This is a genomic window from Congregibacter sp., from assembly GCF_047617445.1.
Classification (GTDB): domain Bacteria; phylum Pseudomonadota; class Gammaproteobacteria; order Pseudomonadales; family Halieaceae; genus Congregibacter.
The window spans coordinates 25,178-44,621 of record NZ_JBLGBE010000024.1 but is presented as its reverse complement, the minus strand read 5'-3'; the positions used below and the strand labels follow the sequence as shown (position 1 = coordinate 44,621).

Sequence of the window (19,444 nt, the reverse complement as noted above, 5' to 3'; positions counted from 1 at the left end):
CACCCCGGCGCGTCACGCCTCTGTCAGGCAACAACGAGGGCTACCCCTCGCCTGACGCAAGTCGCGTGGCTTTTGTGCACAGCAACGACGCCCAGCCTGCGGACATTTATACCGTTAGCTCCAAGGGGACGAATCTTCAGCGCGTCACCGACTCCCCTCTTGAGGCCTTTGGCGAGCAGGAATGGGCAAGGAGTCGTTATGTCGGCTTTCCCAGCCATATTGATGATTATCGCCTGCACGCACGCATTCTGGAGCCACCCACACTGGAACCGGGTAAACAGTACCCCGTGCTCTTTGGCCCCATGTACTCCAACACCGTTCGTAATCGCTGGGGAGGCATATACAACCGCGTCCAGCAGTTACTGGTACAGAAAGGATACATCGTCATACAGGTCGATATGCGCGGCAGCACCGGCTATGGCAAAGACTTTCGCGAGGAGTTTCTCGTGGACTTTGCCGGAGACGATATCGAAGACATCGTAAGCGCCGTAGAGTATCTAAAGACTGTCCCCTACATCGATACGGAGCGATTGGGTATCTGGGGAAGCAGCTACGGCGGAACACTCTCGATTTATACGCTTCTCAAGAAACCCGGATTGTTTCGTGCGGGCGTCGCCGCAGCCGCGGCGGTGGATCCGCATTTTTTTGGTACCGATGATGTTGCCATCGTACGTCAACCAGACACGCATCCCGAGGTGTTTCTCAATACCGCTGCACGCTATGCAGCGAATCTTGAAGATCACTTATTGATTATCCATGGAATGCAGGATCAAGTCGTGCCCTTCAAAACAACGGCGGCGCTGGCGGACCTGTTGATCAAGGAAGGCAAAGACTTTGATTTTGCCTTCGCTCCGGGCGCCACGCACAGCTGGAGTCGCGAGGCCCACTATTCTCGTTATCTGTTTGGCAAGATGATTGCGCACTTCGATCGCTATCTCATGCCCTAGATACCTCCACAAAGTGCCTTCTCCTGCCACAACTCTTCGGGCAAGGGGTTACACTTCAGCCTTGCATCGTCGTAAAGCTTCGACCCAACGTTCTGCACCGTCTATGAGGGAGTGACTCCAGCGTGAGCTACATTGAGAATCCACTAACAACGGTTCGAGCCGTGCTCGGCAGCTGCCTTCTTGCCACTGCGGTAAGCGGCTGCAGCCATCAAATGGCCGGTGACACGGCAATGGTCCCGGCCTCCGTAATAGAGGCTTTAGAAGCCGCGGCCCGCGGTGAACCCCATCCCGACGATCTTCATCCAGACACCGCAAAGTCCGGAAAAAAAATGACCGCCATGCAGGCAGCGTTTGACGTGAAGCACTACGCACTGTCACTCAAAGTGATGCCGGAAACCCGGTCTATTGAGGGCCGTGTCTCGGTGAATTTCGAAGCGCTGAGTGCTCTGGACACGGTGCAACTCGACCTAGATCCCAAGCTTGAGATCCATAGCGCGATGCTCGGAGACACGGAGCTGGAGGTCCGCCGCGATGCTGGCTCCTTCATGGTGACGCTGCCTTCAGCGTTGAATGCCGGCGCTAGCACCACGATTACTATCGCCTACGGCGGCAAGCCCCATGTTGCTTTGGCGCCGCCCTGGTTTGGTGGTTTTGTTTGGTCCGAAGTCAACGGGACACCCTGGTTCGCCACCGCGGTGCAAGGTGACGGCTGTGATTTGTGGTGGCCCTGCAAGGACAACTTTGCGGACAAACCCGACAACGGTATCGACCTGGCTATTTCTGCGCCAAAAGGAGTGAAAATCGCATCAGTAGGCGTACTCACTGGGATGGACGAGGGTGATGATGGCTTTGATACCTGGCACTGGCGTTCGCGACACCCCTATTCAGGATACGCCGTAGCCATTAATGGCGGCCCCTTCGAACTCATCGAGACACAGTACGCAGGCATCAACGGTGTTAGCTATCCTATCCAGTTCTGGGCCCTAGAGGCGAATGCCGACAAAGCTCGTGCACTGGTCGAGTCAGACGTTGTTCCAGATCTGGAATTTTTCGAGCGGCTCCTGGGACCGTATCCTTGGGGTGATGAGAAAGCAGGTTTCGTAGAGACCCCGCATCTGGGTATGGAGCACCAGACCATCAATGGCTACGGAGAGCAGTACAAACGCGGCCGCTATGGCTTCGACGGGCTGCTCCATCACGAGCTCGCGCATGAGTGGTTTGGCAATGTCATGACTCATGCACGACCAGAAGATGCCTGGCTGCACGAAGGTTACGGGGCTTACATGCAAGCAGTCTATGCTGAAGAAACCGTCGGCGCCATTGGCTACTTCGACCAAATGTACGGTGCATACACCAACAATGAGCACTGTCTCCCCGTTGCCAATCCTGCCGTGGAAGACGCGGGGGAAGCCTTTGATAACCGCGATATCTACACAAAGGGCTCATGGATGCTCCACAGCCTGCGGCGCTACATCGGTGAAGAGGCATTTTGGGCCGGTACGCGACGGATGATTTACGACACGGCCGAACCCTGGTCCCTCAGTTACCCCATTCAATCGCGTTATCGTTCCACCGAAGACTTTATTGCGATCATGTCCGAAGAGGCGGGTGAGGATGTTTCGTGGATCGTCGAAACCTATCTTCGAGAAGCAGGTATGCCGGAGCTGATCAGCTCGCAAACCGACGGCAAGCTCTCGCTTGAGTGGAAGGTACCCGGTAATCGCGACTTCCCCATGCCTGTAGATGTGAGTATCAACGGCGAGCTTAACGTTGTGGATTTGTCGTCAGGACCGCAGTCCCTGTCTGTACCAGAGGGTGCACGAATACTCATTGATCCCGACAGCAAAATCTTGAGATCACTCCCGATTATCGACGATTGTTCCGGGCAGACTGACGAGCAAGTGCAAAACAACATAGAGCGCTTTACGCGCATGGCTAAAGACTTCGGCTGGCAAAGAGACTAACCATGACGACTTTCACAGACATTGCTCCAACACTGCGTAAGCTGGCACTAAGCTTGGGCTGCGCGATCTCCCTGGGTAGTGCAGTCGCGCAAAGCCAGGAGCTGGCCGACCCGCGCATGCCGCAAATTCTCGATCTGGATCAGCGCGCCGCCGTAGTGGATGCCTGGCTAAAGGAACGGCTGGACACCTTAATCGCACCACTGATGCGTCGCGAAGGTGTTGATATGTGGATTCTGGTGGCCGGCGAGTATGACGAGGACCCCGTGGTAAAGACGATGCTGCCGGCGACATGGCTTGCAGCGCGACGCACCACCATCATGATTTTCCATGACCGTGGTGGAGACGCAGGCGTTGAACGCATGGCCGTCTCGCGCTACCCGGTGGCAGACCTTTTCCCCGCTGCCTGGAATCCGGAAGAACAGGGCGATCAGTGGGAGCGCGTCGCCGAGATCGTGCGCGAGCGCGATCCCAGGACCATCGCTATCAACACCTCAGACGACTTTCCCCTCGCGGACGGACTCAGTGCAGGTATGCGACGTAAGCTGGAAAACGCCCTAGGCCCGCTCACCGACAGACTGGTAGAAAAAAATGGCCTGGCTCTGGGCTGGCTGGAGACACGTACCGCCGCCGAGATAAGCAGCTACCCGCAGATCGTACGTATTGCGCATGCCATTATTGCCGAGATGTTCTCGGAGGCAACCATCACCCCGGGAATCACCACCACCGGTGATCTGCGCTGGCACTTACGACAGCGCATTTCCGACCTTGGACTCAGTACCTGGTTTCATCCCAGTGTGCATGTGCAAAGAGCAGAGCAATCAACGTTCTCCATCGCGAACATGAGCATTGATAGCGGCGACGTCATCATGCCCGGGGACTTTCTGCACGTAGACTTCGGTATTACCTACCTAAGACTCAATACCGATACCCAGCACCACGCCTATGTTCTGCGCCCGGGCGAAACCGATGCGCCCCAGGGCTTGCGAGATGGGCTGGCCAGCGCCAACAAGGTGCAGGACGCTTTGCTGGCTGCATTTAAAACCGGCCGTTCAGGAAACGACGTGCTCGCCGCCGCGCGCAAGGCCGTAGAAGCACAAAACATCAACGCAACAATCTACACACACCCCATTGGGCTTCAGGGACATGGCGCTGGCGCATCAATCGGATCTTGGGAGGATCAGAGCCCCAAAAAAGGTCCTCGCGGCACTTACCCGGTAAATCCCAATACTGCCTGGTCCATTGAGTTAAATGCCGAGGCTGCGGTGCCGGAGTGGGACGGAAAAGTGGTGCGTTTTATGACCGAAGAAGACGCGTTCTTTGATGGTGAGTCTGTACGTTATCTGGATGGTCGCCAAACGGAAATTACACTCATTCCCCGGCAGCACTAGACGGCTAGAACCCGGGCTTAGCGCTCTCTTTCTTCATCTAGGCCCGGGGCCTTAATCTTGATAAACGCCTGAGCTTCCGGCTCAACGTCCAGCAGTATGAAATTATCGACAAGGGGAAACTGCGCTGGAAGTGAGGTCACCCACTCCTGATAGATGAGTAAAAAGTCATCCTCGATCTCGGCCCCGATGGTTTCCAAAGTTATAGGCGCAACGCTCTCACCCTGCTTGACGACACCCAATAGCTCAAAACGCGCTTCAACGTAAAGAGCAACTCTGGCAAGACTGCGGGTCTCTTCGATGGGCTCAGTGCCGCCCATATAGCGATTGACGACGATGGCATCAGCCAGATGCATACGATGAACGATTTCAAAGCTCTCGCCAGCCCAAACAATATCAGTCCACACCGCGTGGCCTCGGTGGGCAAAGCCCGGCAGCGCTGACAAGAGCAGCACTACGCCGACGATGCAGCGCAGTGCTGCCCCAGTTCGAGCTATGGAGTCTACGTCCCTCGCCCTAGCGACCATTCGCCGCTTTCAACGGTACCGATTTACCATTATCCAAATCCACCTTGGGACTATCCTTTAACTCATACAGCATATCTGCCATGAGATTACGCTTCACAGCGTCAGCTTTGTACGCTGACAAACGCGACTGATGGATAGCTGAGGGGAAACGATTATTGCTGTAGTTGGCATCCGCAGTCTGATGCCGTGGATCAAGGCTAATGTAGGCAATGGGCTTATCTTCGATCAGGCGGTGAGTGACCTTAATCGCATTCCTACGCCAGATCTCTGCGGGAATGTCCAAGTCGCGCTCACTGCCATCTTCGTATCCGATATGCAGCATTAGCGGCGATGGAACACCACCGAGATTTTCAAAGTCGACGAAGTAGAACAGTTTGTCGTCCTCGATGGCCTTGCTAAAGGCACGTTGCTCCCAGGGCTCCAGTTTGTCGAACTTGTCCGCAGCATCGTTACGATCTTTGTTCGTTACCGTGTACCGATCGTTCTTGCTGTACAGATCCTGCAAGGCCTCGAAGCGCTCTTCGCGAGGCACAATGCCTTCGGCCTGATTCCGGGCGACATTCACCGGCAAGGGGTTATCCCGCACATGCTCTTCGCGATCAAGAGGGTAATCCACATCGGGATCACCGTGCTTGAGACGATAGGCACGCACATCGGTGATTGCCATATCAACGTAGTCCGTCGTGTAGAACCATGCACGCCAGAACCAGTCCAGATCCACACCGGAAGCGTCTTCCATAGTACGGAAGAAATCCGCCGGCGTAGGCCGCTTAAATTTCCAGCGTTGAGCATATTCGCGGAATGCAAAATCAAACAGCTCTCGACCCATCACGGTTTCGCGCAATACCGTCAATGCCGCGGCGGGCTTACTGTAGGCGTTCGGCCCCAGGCGCAGAACAGAGTCAGACTGCGTCATGACCGGCACCTGATTCGGTGACATCATGTACTCAGGAATCATATCCAGCACATTAATCTCATTGATCAATGGATCCGAAATACGGCGAAATGCCGGGAAGTCTTCTTCCCACTCAAGCTCCGCTACGTATTCCAAGAAAGTGTTCAGGCCCTCGTCCATCCAGGTCCACTGCCGCTCATCGGAGTTCACTACCATGGGGAAGTAAATGTGCCCCACCTCATGAATGACGACGCCGATAAGGCCGTACTTGATACGACGGGAATAAGCCAACTCTGCCGCGGCACGGGATTCAGCTGACTCGGGATCCTCTGGATTAGCGCGGGGCGGGTCAGGTCGATAGCCATTAAAGGTGATCATGGGGTATTCCATGCCACCACCCTCCCAGGTGTTTACAGACTGTGCTGTGGGATAGGGGTAATCAAAAGAGAAGCGGCTATAGACGTCCATGGTATGCACCACCGCCTGAGTCGAGTACTTCGACCAGACCGGCTCGGCTTCATTAGGGTAGAAGGACATGGCAAACACACGCTCATGCTTGGCACCCGGTTGCTCATGCACCATGGCATCCCAGATAAACTTGCTGGAGCTGGCCCAGGCAAAGTCTCTGACGTTCTCTGCTTCAAAACGCCAGGTTCGCGTGCCTGTCGCCTTGGACTTTTCGTTCGCCAACGCTTCTTCGGGTGTCACGATAAAGCGCGGCTTGTCTGATCCCGCTTGGGCAAGGCGCTCTTGCTGCACCTCAGTGAGCACATCATCGGGATTCGCCAGCGCGCCCGTTGAGGAAATGATGTGGTTATCGGGAACTGTCAGAGAAACATCGTAGTCTCCAAACTCCAGGGTAAATTCACCCCTGCCCAGAAACGCTTTGTTATGCCAGCCGTCGTAATCACTGTAAGCGGCCAGACGTGGGAACCACTGAGAGAGGAAGAAAATCTGCGTATCTGACTCGTAGAACTGCTCATAACCCCCGCGGCTGCGCACGGTATCTCGCTCGATGATGTCAAAGGTCCACTCAAGATCAAAACTGATGTACTGACCCGAGGCCAATGGCTGGGGTAGGTCGACGCGCACCATGGTATCAACCACAACAAAGGGCAACGCTTCGCCCGCCTCACCGCGAAAGCTCAGCTTGCGGTAACCGTAGTCACCGATAGAAACAGCCTGATGCTCCCGAAGACTTCGGTAAGACACCTCATCGCTGTTCACAGTCCGCGAACGTCGATCCAGTGAATCTTGCTTGAAGCGGTTCTGATCTAGCTGCAGCCAAAGATAGCGCAGGGTATCTGGCGAGTTATTGGTGTAAACAATGCGGGCACTGGCATCGATGCGCCGTGCATCAGCATCAAGGCGCGCGTCGATATCGTAGTCCGCCTGCTGTTGCCAGTATTTATGCCCCGGCGCTCCGGAGGCCGTGCGGTAGACGTTAGGAGACGGGAGCTCCTGACCGAGTTGCGCAAAGGCATCGGCGCCGGAACCCACAACATCCTGAGCCTGCGTGGCCTGCGTGGCCTGCGTGGAAAGAGAAACAGGCCCAAAGCCTGCAATGACTAGTCCCATAGCGGGAATAAGTGTGCCGAAACGCATAATTAAGTACTTACCAAGAGCAAAACTAACCGCTGAGCTTAGCAGAAGCGGCGGGGCTATGGGGGAGTGCGCACGACCAACGCGCCAGCGCGTCAACAATCAGGTATCGTCCGTCATCTAAAAACCATGAGACATATTCGTGAAACGCATAATCAAGTTGTCGACGGCACTGATGATCTGGGTCCTCGCTGGCTGTGAGGGACAGAGCATGCTGGTTGAATCCGGAGTATCGGCGTCGCTCGCGCTGGAGCGCGCGCAGCGGATAACAGCACTCACGTACGACCTGCAGTTATCCGTTCCCGAAGACGCTGCCAAGCCTCTGGAAGGTCGCGTGATCATGCGCTTCGACCTCGCGAGTATTGATGCCCCTCTGCAGATCGATTTTGCGCAACAGGCGAAGGATGTACTGGCTGTGAGCGCACAGCAGAAGCCTGTGATTCACGAGTTCAGCAGCGAACACATCATTGTGCCCAAGTCATCACTGAGACTGGGTGAGAATGAAATCTCCGTGGTCTTTAAAGCACCTCAGGACTCGATCAACCGTAATCCAGAATACCTATTCACGCTCTTCGTGCCGGATCGCGCTCGCAGGGCCTTTCCGGTACTCGATCAGCCTGACCTCAAAGCCCGCTATAGCTTGACCCTCGAAACACCCGCTGCCTGGGTCGCCATGGGCAACGGGGCTGTCTTGAGTAACGAAGTCAAAGATGACCGCAGAGTGTTTCGCTTCGCTGCCACTGACCCTCTTCCTTCCTACCTCTTCTCTTTTGTCGCAGGTCAGTTTGAGACAGTAGAACGGGGATTACGCGGCCGAAAAATGACGATTATTCATCGGGAGACCGATAGCGATAAAGTCACCCGAAACATCGATGCCATTTTTGAAGCGCATGCACAGTCCTTGGATTGGCTGGAAAACTACAGCGGCATTCCCTATCCCTTTGCCAAGTTTGGCTTTGCCCTAATTCCTGACTTTCCCTATGGCGGCATGGAACATGTCGGCGCCATACAGTACCGCGCTTCGTCGCTGTTACTGGAGGAAGCGCCCTCGGAAAAGCAGTTGCTCAATCGAGCGCAGCTCATCGCTCACGAAACCGCACACATGTGGTTTGGCAATCTCGTCACCATGCGCTGGTTCGACGATGTGTGGACCAAAGAAGTTTTCGCAAATTTCATGGCCGACAAAATCGTTAACCCGCAATTTCCCGACACAGATCACGCGCTTAACTTCCTCATAAGCCACTACCCACAAGCCTACGGTGTCGATCGCAGCGAAGGGGCAAACCCCATTCGCCAAAGGCTAGACAACCTAAATCTTGCGGGACAAATGTACGGACCTATTATCTATCACAAGGCGCCGATCATGATGCGCCAGCTAGAGCTGCTGCTGGGTGAAGAGGCCTTTCGTGAAGGTCTCCAGTCATACCTGACTCGCTATGCCTATGCCAATGCAACATGGCCCGCACTCATCGAGATCCTCGACAAAAAAACTGATATTGACCTGGCAAGCTGGAGCGAGGTTTGGGTGAACACGGCAGGCATGCCTCACTTCAAACTGGCTAGAAATCTTCAGAGCGATGCGAACGAGGGGCCATGGGTCCTCAAACAACTTGATCCCGCAGGCATCGCCCGCGAGTGGCCCCAGCAATTTACATTGCTATCCCTGGACCACAACGCCGAAACCAGCCTGCTTGCCGCCGGGGAAGTCCCGCTCCCGACAGCACTGCAGAAAAACCCACAGCAGACTCTACTATTTAATGCCGATGGCCTTGGTTATGGCCGCTTTCCCGCCGACCCGAAACTCTTTCAGGCCTGGGAGTCGCTCACTCCATTACAGCGTGGCGTACTTTTGGTCATCAGCTTTGAGAATCTCATCACAACACCGTCTGGAAGCGTCACCGATTATTTCGACACCCTGCAATCCATTCTTGTATCAGAAACCAACGAGCTACTCATCGAACTCGCCGCCAATCAGCTCCACTACCTGTACTTCAGCCTTCTAAGTGATCAGGAGCGCGGGCAACAAATGTTGGGTTTAGAAGCCAAAGTCTGGGAGACCATGCTGGCCCAAGACTCCCGCAGTATGACCAAAGTGTACTTCGAGCTGTTCACGCAGATAGCGCTATCCGATTCTGCGCTCGCCAAGGTCTATGCAATTTGGAGTGGCGAGCAAACCGTTGATCAACTCAGTCCGCAGGAGTCGGAGCGAATTCGTCTGGCGGAGATACTCGCCGTACGACTCCCGGATCGGGCCGATGCGATTATCGCCAGGCAGCGCGGGGAAACCGACAACCCCGACCGACTCCGCCGCCTCGACTACATTTCTCCTGCTTTAGCAAAAGACCCTGATATTCGGGACGCCTTTTTCGAGTCTCTCAAGAATCCAGCGAATCGCGCGACAGAGGTTTGGGTGAGCGATGCCCTGCAGAGACTGAACGACCCTACTCGCCTGGAGCATGCCTTTGCCTATCTTTTGCCCAGCCTGGAGTTACTCGAGGAAATTCAGGTCACGGGAGATATTTTCTTTCCCAGTGCCTGGTTAAACGGGGTCTTGAGCACGCACAGATCTTTGGCTGCAGCAGACGTCGTAAGGCAGTTTTTACAGGAAAGGCCAAACTACAATCCCCAGCTGCGTATGAAAATATTGCAAGCGGCGGACCCGCTGTTTCGGGCCAGCAAGATACAGGGTAGTAAAAACTAGGTATGACTGAGACAGGCAGGCAATCGCAGGGCAACGGAGGCCTGCGGCGAGAACTCGGCTTAGGCGCGCTGGCAGCAACCGGTATTTGCTCCATGCTCGGTGCATCGGTCTATGTCGTGCCCTTTATGATTCAGCGGAACGTGCCCGGCATAGGCTCCTGGGTCCTCCCCGCATTTTTATTCGCCGCACTGCCGGCAGTGTTGGCGGCCCTGGCCTACGCCATTCTGGCTTCGGCCATGCCTCGTGCGGGCGGTAGCTACCTTTATGCAAGCCGTGGCCTGAGCCCCTATCTGGGCTTCGTCGCCAGTTTCTCCCAGTGGTTTGGGCTCTCCATCGTCATCGGTGTCATTGCCTACATCATCGTGCCCTTTCTTCGCGACATTGCGCTCGCATTGGAGTGGATAGATACGGCCGCGCTTCTTGATACCGGCGCCGTGCGGGTGGGTCTTGCTCTGGCTATGCTCTGGGGCTTTGTTGGCACGAACCTTTTAGGATCGCGATTTTATGCGCGCACGCTGATCCCGCTCATGTTTCTCATGTTCAGCCTCGGCGCCATCGTTGTTATCGCGGGTTTCTCCCACGACGCCACAGACTTTGCGGCCGGCTTGTTGGCACGAGAGGGTCGAGTCATGAGCGAGAGTACGGACTCGGCATTTGATCTGAAGACCTTTTTGGCCGCCGCCGCTATCCTGTTCTCAAGTTTCATCGGCTTTGATTCCATCGCCCAGGCAGGGGGCGAGGCGCGAAATCCCGGTCGGAATCTTCCTCTGGCCATCGGGATCGCCATGCTCAGCGTCGGTTCCTTTTATTTTTTGTTTACTTCTGCGGTGTACCACACCGTTCCCTGGCAGTTTGTCGCCGACGAATCCCTGCAAAGAGACGTTACCGCGCCGGGCTTACTCGGCTACGTACTCCCGGGAGCCTGGGCTGTAGCCATCATCGCGGGCGCCGCTATTGCGCTGCTTAACGATCTGCCGGCGATGCTGTTGGCCGTGTCCCGACTGATGTTTGCCTGGGCAAAAGACGGTATTTTCCCTAGCGCTCTGGGCGCCGTGCATCCCCGGCGCCACACGCCTCAAACAGCCATCATAGTGAGCGGTCTTATGGCGACCCTGGGAATTCTGGGCAGTCACTTTGCCAGCGACTTCTTTCTCGGGATCGACATTATGGTGACGTCGATGCTCGTGAACTTTCTGCTCATGTGTCTCACCGTGGTCACGCTTCCAGGACGCAATCCGGAACTGGCGGCGCGGGTTACCGTGCTCAGTCATCGTCCCTCCCAGCTGGCATTGGCCTGGCTTGGCATATTCCTCCTCGCGGGTTTTTTGCTCATTCATACCCACAAAGATCTCAGCACAGAGCTGTCTGCCTGGTACTTCCACTCAACGCCCATTTGGCTCATCGTCATGGGTATAGGAAGCGCCATTTACTTTCTGGAGCGAGCTAAGCTCAAAAGAAGCGGCGCGAATCTCGACCAACTATTTAAGCAATTGCCACCGGAGTAACAATGAACTCTCAGGAACGCTACACAGACTTGGCACCCGACCTGCGCATCTCTCGCGTGGTCACCGGCCTATGGCAAATTGCCGACATGGAGCGAGACGGCGAGTCTGTAAATCTCGACGAATCGGCGCGTAGTATGCAGGCCTACACGGCCGCGGGCCTCAGCACCTTCGACATGGCCGACCACTATGGGTCATCCGAAGAAATAGCCGGCCACTTCGCCCGTAACTATCTCGATGGTCAGCCTGCGCAACTACTCACAAAGTGGGTTCCAAAACCCGGTGGTGCCAGTCGTGAAACAGTTCGTGAGGCGGTACAGCGTGCACTGGATCGTCTACAGACCGATCAGGTACAGCTGTTGCAATATCATGCCTGGAACTACGCTGACCCCAGTTATCTAGACGATCTGAGCTACCTGAAGGAACTTAAGGAAGAAGGTCTGATTGGCCATCTGGGTCTTACCAACTTTGACACCGCGCATCTGCGCGTTGTGCTGGAATCCGGCATTGATATTGTGTCTAACCAAGTCTGCTTCTCTCTTTTGGATCAGCGTGCCGCAAACGGCATGCTCAAACTCTGCGCGGAAAAAAACGTCAAGCTTCTTGCCTTTGGCACCCTCGCCGGAGGTTTCTTGTCCGAGCGTTGGCTCAACACGCCCGAGCCGGATCAGTCGACACTCGCCACTTGGTCACAGATGAAGTACAAGCGCTACATTGATGAAGCAGGCGGCTGGCCGCGGTTTCAAAACCTGCTTGCGGTACTCCATGCTGCAGCTGGGCAGCACGATGTGTCTGTTGCCAATATCGCCAGTCGTTTTATTCTGGAACAACCTGCCGTAGGAGCCGTGATCATCGGCGCACGTCTCGGACAGAGCGAGCACATAGAGAACAACAAACAGTTGCTCGACTTCACGCTCAGTAAGGAGAGTCGCGCAGCCATCGAAAATGCGTTGGGTACTTTGACCCCTATTCACGGCGATTGCGGCGACGAGTATCGCAAGCCGCCCTTTTTGACTGCATCCGGGGACCTGAGTCACCACATAGAAACGCTTCCTGCGCCCTATCCGACAAGTCCGGGATCGGATGGCCAGACTCTGGCCCTTAGCGGAACAGTCTGGGAAGACCTCGCCGGATTTTCCCGAGCGGTTCGCAAAGGTGATGCTATCTACGTATCCGGAACTACGGCCACACATCATGATCGCGTTATCGGTGCGCAGGATCCCATCACCCAAACGCACTATGTGATCGACAAGCTAGAAGGCGCACTTCAGTCGCTAGGTGGCTGTCTGGAAAACGTCGTCCGCACCCGTATATTCATCCGCAACATGGATGATTGGGAGGCGGTGGCTCGGGTGCACGGGGAACGCTTTGGACATGTTCAGCCCGCCAACACCCTCGTGCGCGCGGAACTTGTGGGTGACGAGTACCTTGTGGAAATAGAAGCGGATGCTATTTGTCCGCCTCAGAACGGCGTCAGATGATGCCATAACGCTATCTTGGGTCTTGCTAAAACGCGGCGTCGGCATTTGTGTCGCGCAGACACAAATCCCAACATTCTAATTAGAGAAGAACACCCCATGCTTTAGGAATTCAAAAAGTTTGCCCCGCGTGGCAATGTGGTTGATATGGTCGTCGGTATCATTATTGGTGGCGCCTTTGGCACCATCGTAAAGAGCCTGGTCGCTGACGTCATTATGCCTCCCATAGGGCTACTGCTGGGCGGCGTCGACTTTTCAAATCTCTTTATCACCTTAAAAGAGGAAGCTACCGCAGGCCCTTACAGTACCGTGGCTGTGGCCCGGGAAGCTGGTGCAGTGACCATAAGCTACGGCCTGTTCTTTAATGCAGTGCTCAGCTTCGTCATCGTGGCGTTTGCTGTCTTCTTGCTTATACGGTCCATCAACAAACTTCAGGCCCGCAACATTGACTAAAGCAGTTATCTTTGGAAACTCTGCCTCGGGTAAGTCGACATTAGCTCAACGTATGTCAACCGATGCCGGACTTGCCCACCTGGATCTCGATACCCTCGCCTGGCAAGCAACAACGCCACCTCAGCGAAAGCCCCTGCGGGAATCCAGCGTTGAGATTGCCGCATTTACGCAATCGCATAAGGACTGGGTAATCGAAGGCTGTTATGCGGATCTGATTGCTTTAGCGGCGCCGTTTGCCGAGGAACTTATCTTTCTCGACCTGTCGGTGGACGCATGTGTCGCACATGCCCACGCAAGACCCTGGGAATCACACAAGTACGCCTCCAAAGATGCTCAAGACGCCAACCTGGAGATGCTGCTGGGCTGGATCAAAGACTACCCCAACAGAAATGACAGTTGCTCGAGAGTTGCTCACTTAGAGCTGTTTGAAGTATTTGCGGGAAAGAAGACTCAGGTCACTACGCCCACAGATGCGCTCCTGCAAGCCGTCTCTGACAACTAAAGTAAACCCACCGCCTTTAGGCGTGGCCATTCAATAGCCGGACAGCGATCCATCACTACAGAAACACCATTAGCCTCCGCAAGCTTTGCAGCTTCGAGGTCAATAACGTCTAACTGCATCCATAGAATCCTGGCCTTGCACTGAATCACCTCCTCGACAATCTGGGGGAGAAAACGTGCGTTTCGAAACACATCGACCATATCGACGAGCTGCGGAATATCAGCAAGAGCGCCATAAACGCTTTGCCCCAACAATTCGGTACCGGCAAGCCCAGGGTTCACCGGAAACACGGTGTAGCCCTTGAGCAAGAGGAATCGCATGACACCGTAACTTGGACGCTCAGGCTTGTGACTCGCGCCCAGTAAGGCCACGGTCTTAACCGAGCGCAAAACCTCGGCAATATCCGCGTCAGTATTCAGGGGCACGAGACTCAGGCATCTCCCCAGTTCGGCGGGCGTTTTTCAAAGAATGCCGCCTTGCCCTCCTCGGCATCCGCCGAGGTCATTGCCCGCACCATCGCCTCGTTGGCGTAAACAAAGGCATCTTCGATGGGCATATCAATCTGGCGATAAAAATCGGCTTTACCGTGGCGAATGCCCTGGGCCGACTTAGCGGCGATACGTTCTGCCAATTCAGTCGTTCGATCCACTAAAGAATCAGCAGCCACACACTCGTTGATTAATCCAAATCGCACAGCGTCCTCGGCACTGAACGCATCGCCCGTCAGAGCCAGAGCCATCGCGTGCTTGCGATGCACGTTACGACCAATGCCTACCAGAGGCGTTGTGCAGAATCCGCCCATATTGACACCGGGGGTGCAGAACGTCGCCGTGTCTGCAGCAATGGCAAGATCGCAGGCGGACACAAGCTGGCATCCTGCGGCAGTCGCCGTGCCCTGCACGCAGGCGATGATCGCTTTGGGAGAGTTCACGATAGCTAGCATCATCTGAGAACAGCAGTCGAGAATCTCGCGCATGCGCGCTATTTGCGCGGCGCGCTCTTCTCCGTCGCGCTGACTCATCTCCCGCAGATCATGTCCCGCCGAAAAAACCGGCCCATTCGCAGCAATCACGATAGCCCGCACAGAGGGATCTACTCCGGCCCGATCCAAAGCTTCGGTAAGGACATTGAGCATCTGCAGTGACAAAGGGTTGCGCTGCCTCTCTCGATCAAGCGTAATCCAGCGCACATTATTGCGGGTCGCCTCGCTTAGCGGTGCGTCCATGTTCAGGGCTGTATCTGACATGCAAATAAACTCCTCTTAACGACCGTGGTCTGGTGTCGGCGTTATGCCACAGCTGCCACACCAATTTGGTATCTCTGCATAGTAAAGTTCCGCCGGCTCCTGTGGTAGGGTCTTGGTCCCATAAAAATTGCTCTCACTAAGTCGACAGGACATTTTATGACGCCACTTCATCGTCGCTCAGTTTTCCGCCCGCTCTACGCAGCCGCAAGCCTTGCCATTGCCGCAGCTCTAGGTTCTACCAGCCTCTATGCAGACATAGATCCCGACAGTTTCCCCGCAGAAATACGCGCACTGGAATGGCGTGAAGTCGGGCCTTTTCGTGGCGGTCGTTCGGCTGCCGTAGCCGGACTACCTGGTGACCGGGATAAGTACTATTTTGGGTCTACCGGCGGCGGTGTTTGGACAACCGATAACGGCGGAGCTTCCTGGGACAATATTTCCGATGGTTACTTTGGAGGCTCCATCGGCGCCGTAGCCGTTTCCGACTGGGATCCCAACGTTATCTATGTAGGCACGGGCGAGAAGACAGTCCGGGGCAATGTATCTCCAGGCGATGGCATGTGGAAATCCCTGGACGCGGGCGACACCTGGGCGCGAGTTGGCCTTGAGGACTCGCAGCATATTTCCCGGGTACGCATACACCCCACCAACCCGGACGTCGCTTACGCCGCCGTTATGGGGCATTTGTTTGGACCCAATGAGCAACGCGGTGTTTTTCGCACGACAAACGGCGGCGAAAGCTGGGAAAAAGTGCTGTTTGTTAACAATGAGGTCGGTGCGGTCGATCTAGCGATGGACCCCAGCAACCCTCGCATCCTCTATGCCAGCTTCTGGCGTGTAAAACGCACACCCTACTCACTGGAAAGCGGTGGCGAGGGTTCCGGACTTTACAAAAGTGTTGACGGTGGTGATAGCTGGGAAGAACTGACCCGCAACGAGGGACTGCCTCAGGGCACCATCGGTATCAGCGGCGTGACCGTCTCTCCGAGTAACAACAAGAACGTCTACGCGATCATCGAGGCCGAAGACGGCGGTGTATTCCGATCTCGAGATGGCGGCAAAAGCTGGACGAAGACTAGTGAGAATCGCAATCTCCGCCAACGTGCCTGGTATTACACGCGCATCTTTGCCGATCCCGCCGATGAAGAAGCCGTCTACGTCGCTAATGTGCGTTTCCACTTCTCAAAGGACGGCGGAAAAACATTTAGTGAGATAGATACACCTCACGGCGACAACCACGATCTGTGGATCGACCCCGCGGACCCCATGCGTATGATCCAGTCAAACGATGGTGGCGCTAACGTGTCCTACGATCGCGGCAAGACCTGGTCTACTCAGGCAAATCAGCCCACGGTGCAGTTCTACCGCGTGTCGACGGACAATGACTTCCCCTATCGTCTTCTTGGTGGACAGCAGGACAACTCTGCTGTCCGCATTCGGTCGCGCTCGGCCATGGGCCCATCTATCGGCGTGCGTGACTGGGAGCCCACGGCGGGAGGCGAAAGCGGACACATTGCCGCCAAACCCGATGATCCGGATGTCGTGGTTGGCGGTTCTTACGGTGGCTTCATGCGGTTGGTAAACCATCGCACGGGCGAGCGACGTGCCCTGGATGTCTGGCCGGATAACCCCATGGGTTGGGGCGCGGCAGAAGTGAAGTACCGCTTCCAGTGGAACTACCCGATTTCTTTCTCCAAGCATGACCCGGACGTACTGTTTGTCGCAGCCAATGCGGTATTTCGCAGTGATGACCTGGGCTATAGCTGGACGCAAATCAGCCCCGATCTCACCGTCAATGACAAAAGCCGCATGGGCAAGTCTGGCGGTCCCATTACCAAAGACGATACCGGCGTTGAATATTACGGAACGGTGTTTGTACTGAGCGAATCGCATCACGAAGCCGACGTACTCTGGGCGGGTAGTGATGATGGCAAAGTCCATGTGACTCGTGATGGCGGCGAGAACTGGGCAGACGTTACACCCTCAGCACTGCCGGACTGGGCCATGGTCAATAGCATTGATATTGACCCCTTTAATAAGGGGGGCGCTTATCTGGCAGCCACCCGTTACAAGATGGATGACTTCAAGCCTTACCTGTTCTACACAGACAACTGGGGCAAAAGCTGGAAGCGCATCAGCGGCAACATACCCAGTGAGCATTTCACCAGGGTCCTCCGGGCTGACCCGCAACGCGAAGGGCTGCTCTTTGCCGGCACCGAGCGTGGCGCCTACTACTCACTGAACAATGGCGGAGACTGGAGCCCTATTCAGCTTAATCTGCCGATCGTTCCGGTAACGGACATGCAGATCAAAGACGGCGACCTGATCGCGGCGACTCAGGGCCGCGGCTTCTGGATCATGGATGATCTTAGCGCCTTACGACAGCTGAGTGACAATCACGAAAAAGCCGCGCATCTGTATAGCCCCGACCCGTCCTATCGCATTCTGTCCAAAGGCTGGGATCGGGATAATGGACCTGCCGGAACCAACCCCACAGAAGGCGTCGCTCTTTACTACTCTCTTCCGGAAAATCTGGATAACGATACGAGCATCGAACTCTCTGTGTTCAAGGAAGGTGATGATGAAGCTATCTGGACCTGGGCCCGGGAGCCAGGCCCCGATGATGAAGAGGCCACCAAAGACCTCACGGGCAAACCCGATACCCGCGTGTTAACCGCAGATGCTGGTTTGAATCGCCACGTCTGGGATCTCGACTATCCGGGTATGCAACGCTTTGACGGTTTGATTCTCTGGTCAGATATGAAAACGGGGCCTAGAGCCGTGCCCGGACAGTATCGCGCTGAGCTTAGTGTGGACGGGGAGCAACAGGACGTTGCCTTTGAGGTGGTGGCGGACCCACGATCCAGCGCAACAGCCGAGGATTTCGCCGCACAGTTCGGTTTCGTCACCGAAACCCGGGACCTGCTTTCGCGCATGCACCGGGAAATTGGTCAGATACGCGGTTTCAGATCACAACTCGACGCGCTAGAGGCTCGCTTGATTAAGGAAGGCGATAGTGCTGAGGAGCCTTCCGCGCTACTGGGTAATATTTTGGAGCTGGGTGAGTCCATAACCGGCGTAGAAGAAGCTCTCTATCAGACTAAAAATCAAAGCCGACAAGACCCTCTCAACTTTCCGATCCGCCTTAACGACAAGCTGGCCAGCCTCATGCGCATGGTCGCGGCGGGAGATGCGGCACCCCCTAGTCAGGCACTAGCGGTGAAAGCGGAGCTGAGCGAGACCATTGAGGCACAACTCTCAATTCTGCAGGGAGTATGGAATACCCAGGTTCCAGCCCTAAACGAGCAGATCAAAACCCAGGGTATGGATATGATCGCGCTAGTAGCGGAGTAGGGATTATGCCTCGCGGCTTTTGGCTTGTGGCCGGCAGTGTGCTGGCCATGGGCTTACTCAGCCAGATGGGATCGGCGCAAACCGATCCCTATACCTATTACGGCGGCGAAATTGAAGCCGAGGCTAAGAATGCCGCAATAGAGGCCTGTGAATATCGTGTGCTCATAGAAGAGCAGCGCTGCAATCGCCGCGCCAACAAAACGTCCTGTATCAAGGAAGTGCATAGCGAGTGTCGTGAAGAATTTGCAGACGAAGCTTCCAAAGAACCCAAAAAAGAGGAAGATTGAGTCACTTCTGGGCCCGGTTTAAAGCGATTAGTGGCCATCGCTTTCGTTTCGATACTCGCATCTACCTCGATCCGATCAGCGCCCCGAGCGATCAGGACATAGCGCTAGGATGCATTATTGGCAAGAATCCAGGCTCCGCCACCGCTAGTAAGCGCAGTAGCAGGCTCGCTCCCATCGCGCTGTCCGGTGACAAGTTTCTGCCGACGGTGCTCTCGGTTCTGCGTCAATCCTACGCACAAGCCGATACGCCCATTGTTGCTGGTGGCTATGTGCAGGTACTCAATCTTTTCTACCTCTGTGATCGGGACTTACGGGAGGCCAAGCGTTCACTGGAAAGCTCTCGCCGAGCAGCGCCCTGCCCCGAGGAGAAACGGGATTTCCCTTGGGCATGGTTCGCCTGGGGCGGCTCTGACCGAGTACTGGACCCTCTGAAAGCGCGATTTAGCGCGCTAAGCAGTGGGCACAATTTTTACTACTCCCGGGATCAGCAAAGCGTAGTCGCCCAGCGACCAGGCACCCGAGACCTCGCGAAACATACCCAGGGAATGCCGCAATCTACGGTAGTCGCTCATCTGGCTAAACTGATTCGTCAGTGAGGGTT

14 protein-coding genes and 1 pseudogene are annotated in these 19,444 nt (G+C 55.5%); 11 read left to right on the top strand and 4 right to left on the bottom strand.

The features are described from left to right. The 3 genes from ACI9KD_RS07895 to ACI9KD_RS07885 all read left to right on the top strand — a co-directional run. Positions 1 to 947, top strand: a 947-nt coding sequence (locus ACI9KD_RS07895; protein WP_414980615.1) for a prolyl oligopeptidase family serine peptidase, incomplete at its 5' end; no start/stop codon positions are given. A gap of 122 nt (positions 948 to 1,069) precedes the next feature. Further along, positions 1,070 to 2,911: a M1 family metallopeptidase gene (locus ACI9KD_RS07890; protein WP_414980614.1), complete on the top strand. Its 1,842-nt coding sequence runs from the start codon at positions 1,070 to 1,072 to the stop codon at positions 2,909 to 2,911. Between the two features lie 2 nt (positions 2,912 to 2,913). Then, complete coding sequence (locus ACI9KD_RS07885; RefSeq protein WP_414980613.1) at positions 2,914 to 4,299, top strand: M24 family metallopeptidase; 1,386 nt, start codon at positions 2,914 to 2,916, stop codon at positions 4,297 to 4,299. A 17-nt stretch (positions 4,300 to 4,316) separates the two neighbouring features. Here the strand turns inward: ACI9KD_RS07885 and ACI9KD_RS07880 are convergent, their stop codons facing one another. Both ACI9KD_RS07880 and ACI9KD_RS07875 read right to left on the bottom strand, forming a co-directional pair. After that, complete coding sequence (locus ACI9KD_RS07880; protein ID WP_414980612.1) at positions 4,317 to 4,823, bottom strand: DUF6702 family protein; 507 nt, start codon at positions 4,821 to 4,823, stop codon at positions 4,317 to 4,319. After that, positions 4,813 to 7,323: a M1 family metallopeptidase gene (locus ACI9KD_RS07875; protein WP_414980611.1), complete on the bottom strand. Its 2,511-nt coding sequence runs from the start codon at positions 7,321 to 7,323 to the stop codon at positions 4,813 to 4,815. The genes ACI9KD_RS07880 and ACI9KD_RS07875 overlap by 11 nt, the downstream gene beginning before the upstream one ends. Positions 7,324 to 7,462: 139 nt before the next feature. On the opposite strand from ACI9KD_RS07875, the gene ACI9KD_RS07870 reads away from it, so the two are divergent. The 5 genes and pseudogenes from ACI9KD_RS07870 (at position 7,463) to ACI9KD_RS07850 (ending at position 13,956) form a co-directional block, all read left to right on the top strand. Next, positions 7,463 to 10,021 carry a M1 family metallopeptidase gene (locus tag ACI9KD_RS07870; protein WP_414980610.1) on the top strand — a complete coding sequence of 853 codons (2,559 nt, stop codon included), beginning with the start codon at positions 7,463 to 7,465 and terminating at the stop codon, positions 10,019 to 10,021. Between the two features lie 2 nt (positions 10,022 to 10,023). Next, positions 10,024 to 11,526, top strand: a complete 1,503-nt coding sequence (locus ACI9KD_RS07865) for an APC family permease (RefSeq protein WP_414980609.1) — start codon at positions 10,024 to 10,026, stop codon at positions 11,524 to 11,526. Positions 11,527 to 11,528: 2 nt separating this feature from the next. Beyond that, positions 11,529 to 13,004 (top strand): aldo/keto reductase, encoded by a 1,476-nt coding sequence (locus ACI9KD_RS07860; protein ID WP_414980608.1) that lies wholly within the window; start codon positions 11,529 to 11,531, stop codon positions 13,002 to 13,004. Between the two features lie 117 nt (positions 13,005 to 13,121). After that, a pseudogene (gene mscL / locus ACI9KD_RS07855) lies at positions 13,122 to 13,454 on the top strand (large conductance mechanosensitive channel protein MscL); the annotation flags it as partial. After that, positions 13,447 to 13,956: a shikimate kinase gene (locus ACI9KD_RS07850; protein ID WP_414980607.1), complete on the top strand. Its 510-nt coding sequence runs from the start codon at positions 13,447 to 13,449 to the stop codon at positions 13,954 to 13,956. The pseudogene mscL and the gene ACI9KD_RS07850, both read left to right, overlap by 8 nt. Here ACI9KD_RS07850 and ACI9KD_RS07845 read toward each other — a convergent pair. Further along, positions 13,953 to 14,381 (bottom strand): CoA-binding protein, encoded by a 429-nt coding sequence (locus ACI9KD_RS07845; RefSeq protein WP_414980606.1) that lies wholly within the window; start codon positions 14,379 to 14,381, stop codon positions 13,953 to 13,955. The genes ACI9KD_RS07850 and ACI9KD_RS07845 overlap by 4 nt on opposite strands. A 5-nt stretch (positions 14,382 to 14,386) precedes the next feature. Continuing rightward, positions 14,387 to 15,202 carry an enoyl-CoA hydratase gene (locus tag ACI9KD_RS07840; protein WP_414980605.1) on the bottom strand — a complete coding sequence of 272 codons (816 nt, stop codon included), beginning with the start codon at positions 15,200 to 15,202 and terminating at the stop codon, positions 14,387 to 14,389. A gap of 156 nt (positions 15,203 to 15,358) precedes the next feature. Here ACI9KD_RS07840 and ACI9KD_RS07835 point away from each other — a divergent pair, with 156 nt between their 5' ends. Genes ACI9KD_RS07835 through ACI9KD_RS07825 form a run of 3 tightly spaced genes read left to right on the top strand, consistent with a single transcriptional unit; the run spans position 15,359 to position 19,439 of the window. Further along, the gene (locus ACI9KD_RS07835) at positions 15,359 to 18,556 is read left to right on the top strand and encodes a WD40/YVTN/BNR-like repeat-containing protein (protein WP_414980604.1); all 3,198 of its coding nucleotides are present in this window, start codon (positions 15,359 to 15,361) and stop codon (positions 18,554 to 18,556) included. A 5-nt stretch (positions 18,557 to 18,561) separates the two neighbouring features. Beyond that, positions 18,562 to 18,843, top strand: coding sequence for a hypothetical protein (locus ACI9KD_RS07830; RefSeq protein WP_414980603.1), 282 nt, complete (start codon positions 18,562 to 18,564; stop codon positions 18,841 to 18,843). Beyond that, positions 18,840 to 19,439, top strand: coding sequence for a hypothetical protein (locus tag ACI9KD_RS07825; protein ID WP_414980602.1), 600 nt, complete (start codon positions 18,840 to 18,842; stop codon positions 19,437 to 19,439). The genes ACI9KD_RS07830 and ACI9KD_RS07825 overlap by 4 nt, the downstream gene beginning before the upstream one ends. Positions 19,440 to 19,444 lie beyond the last annotated feature (5 nt).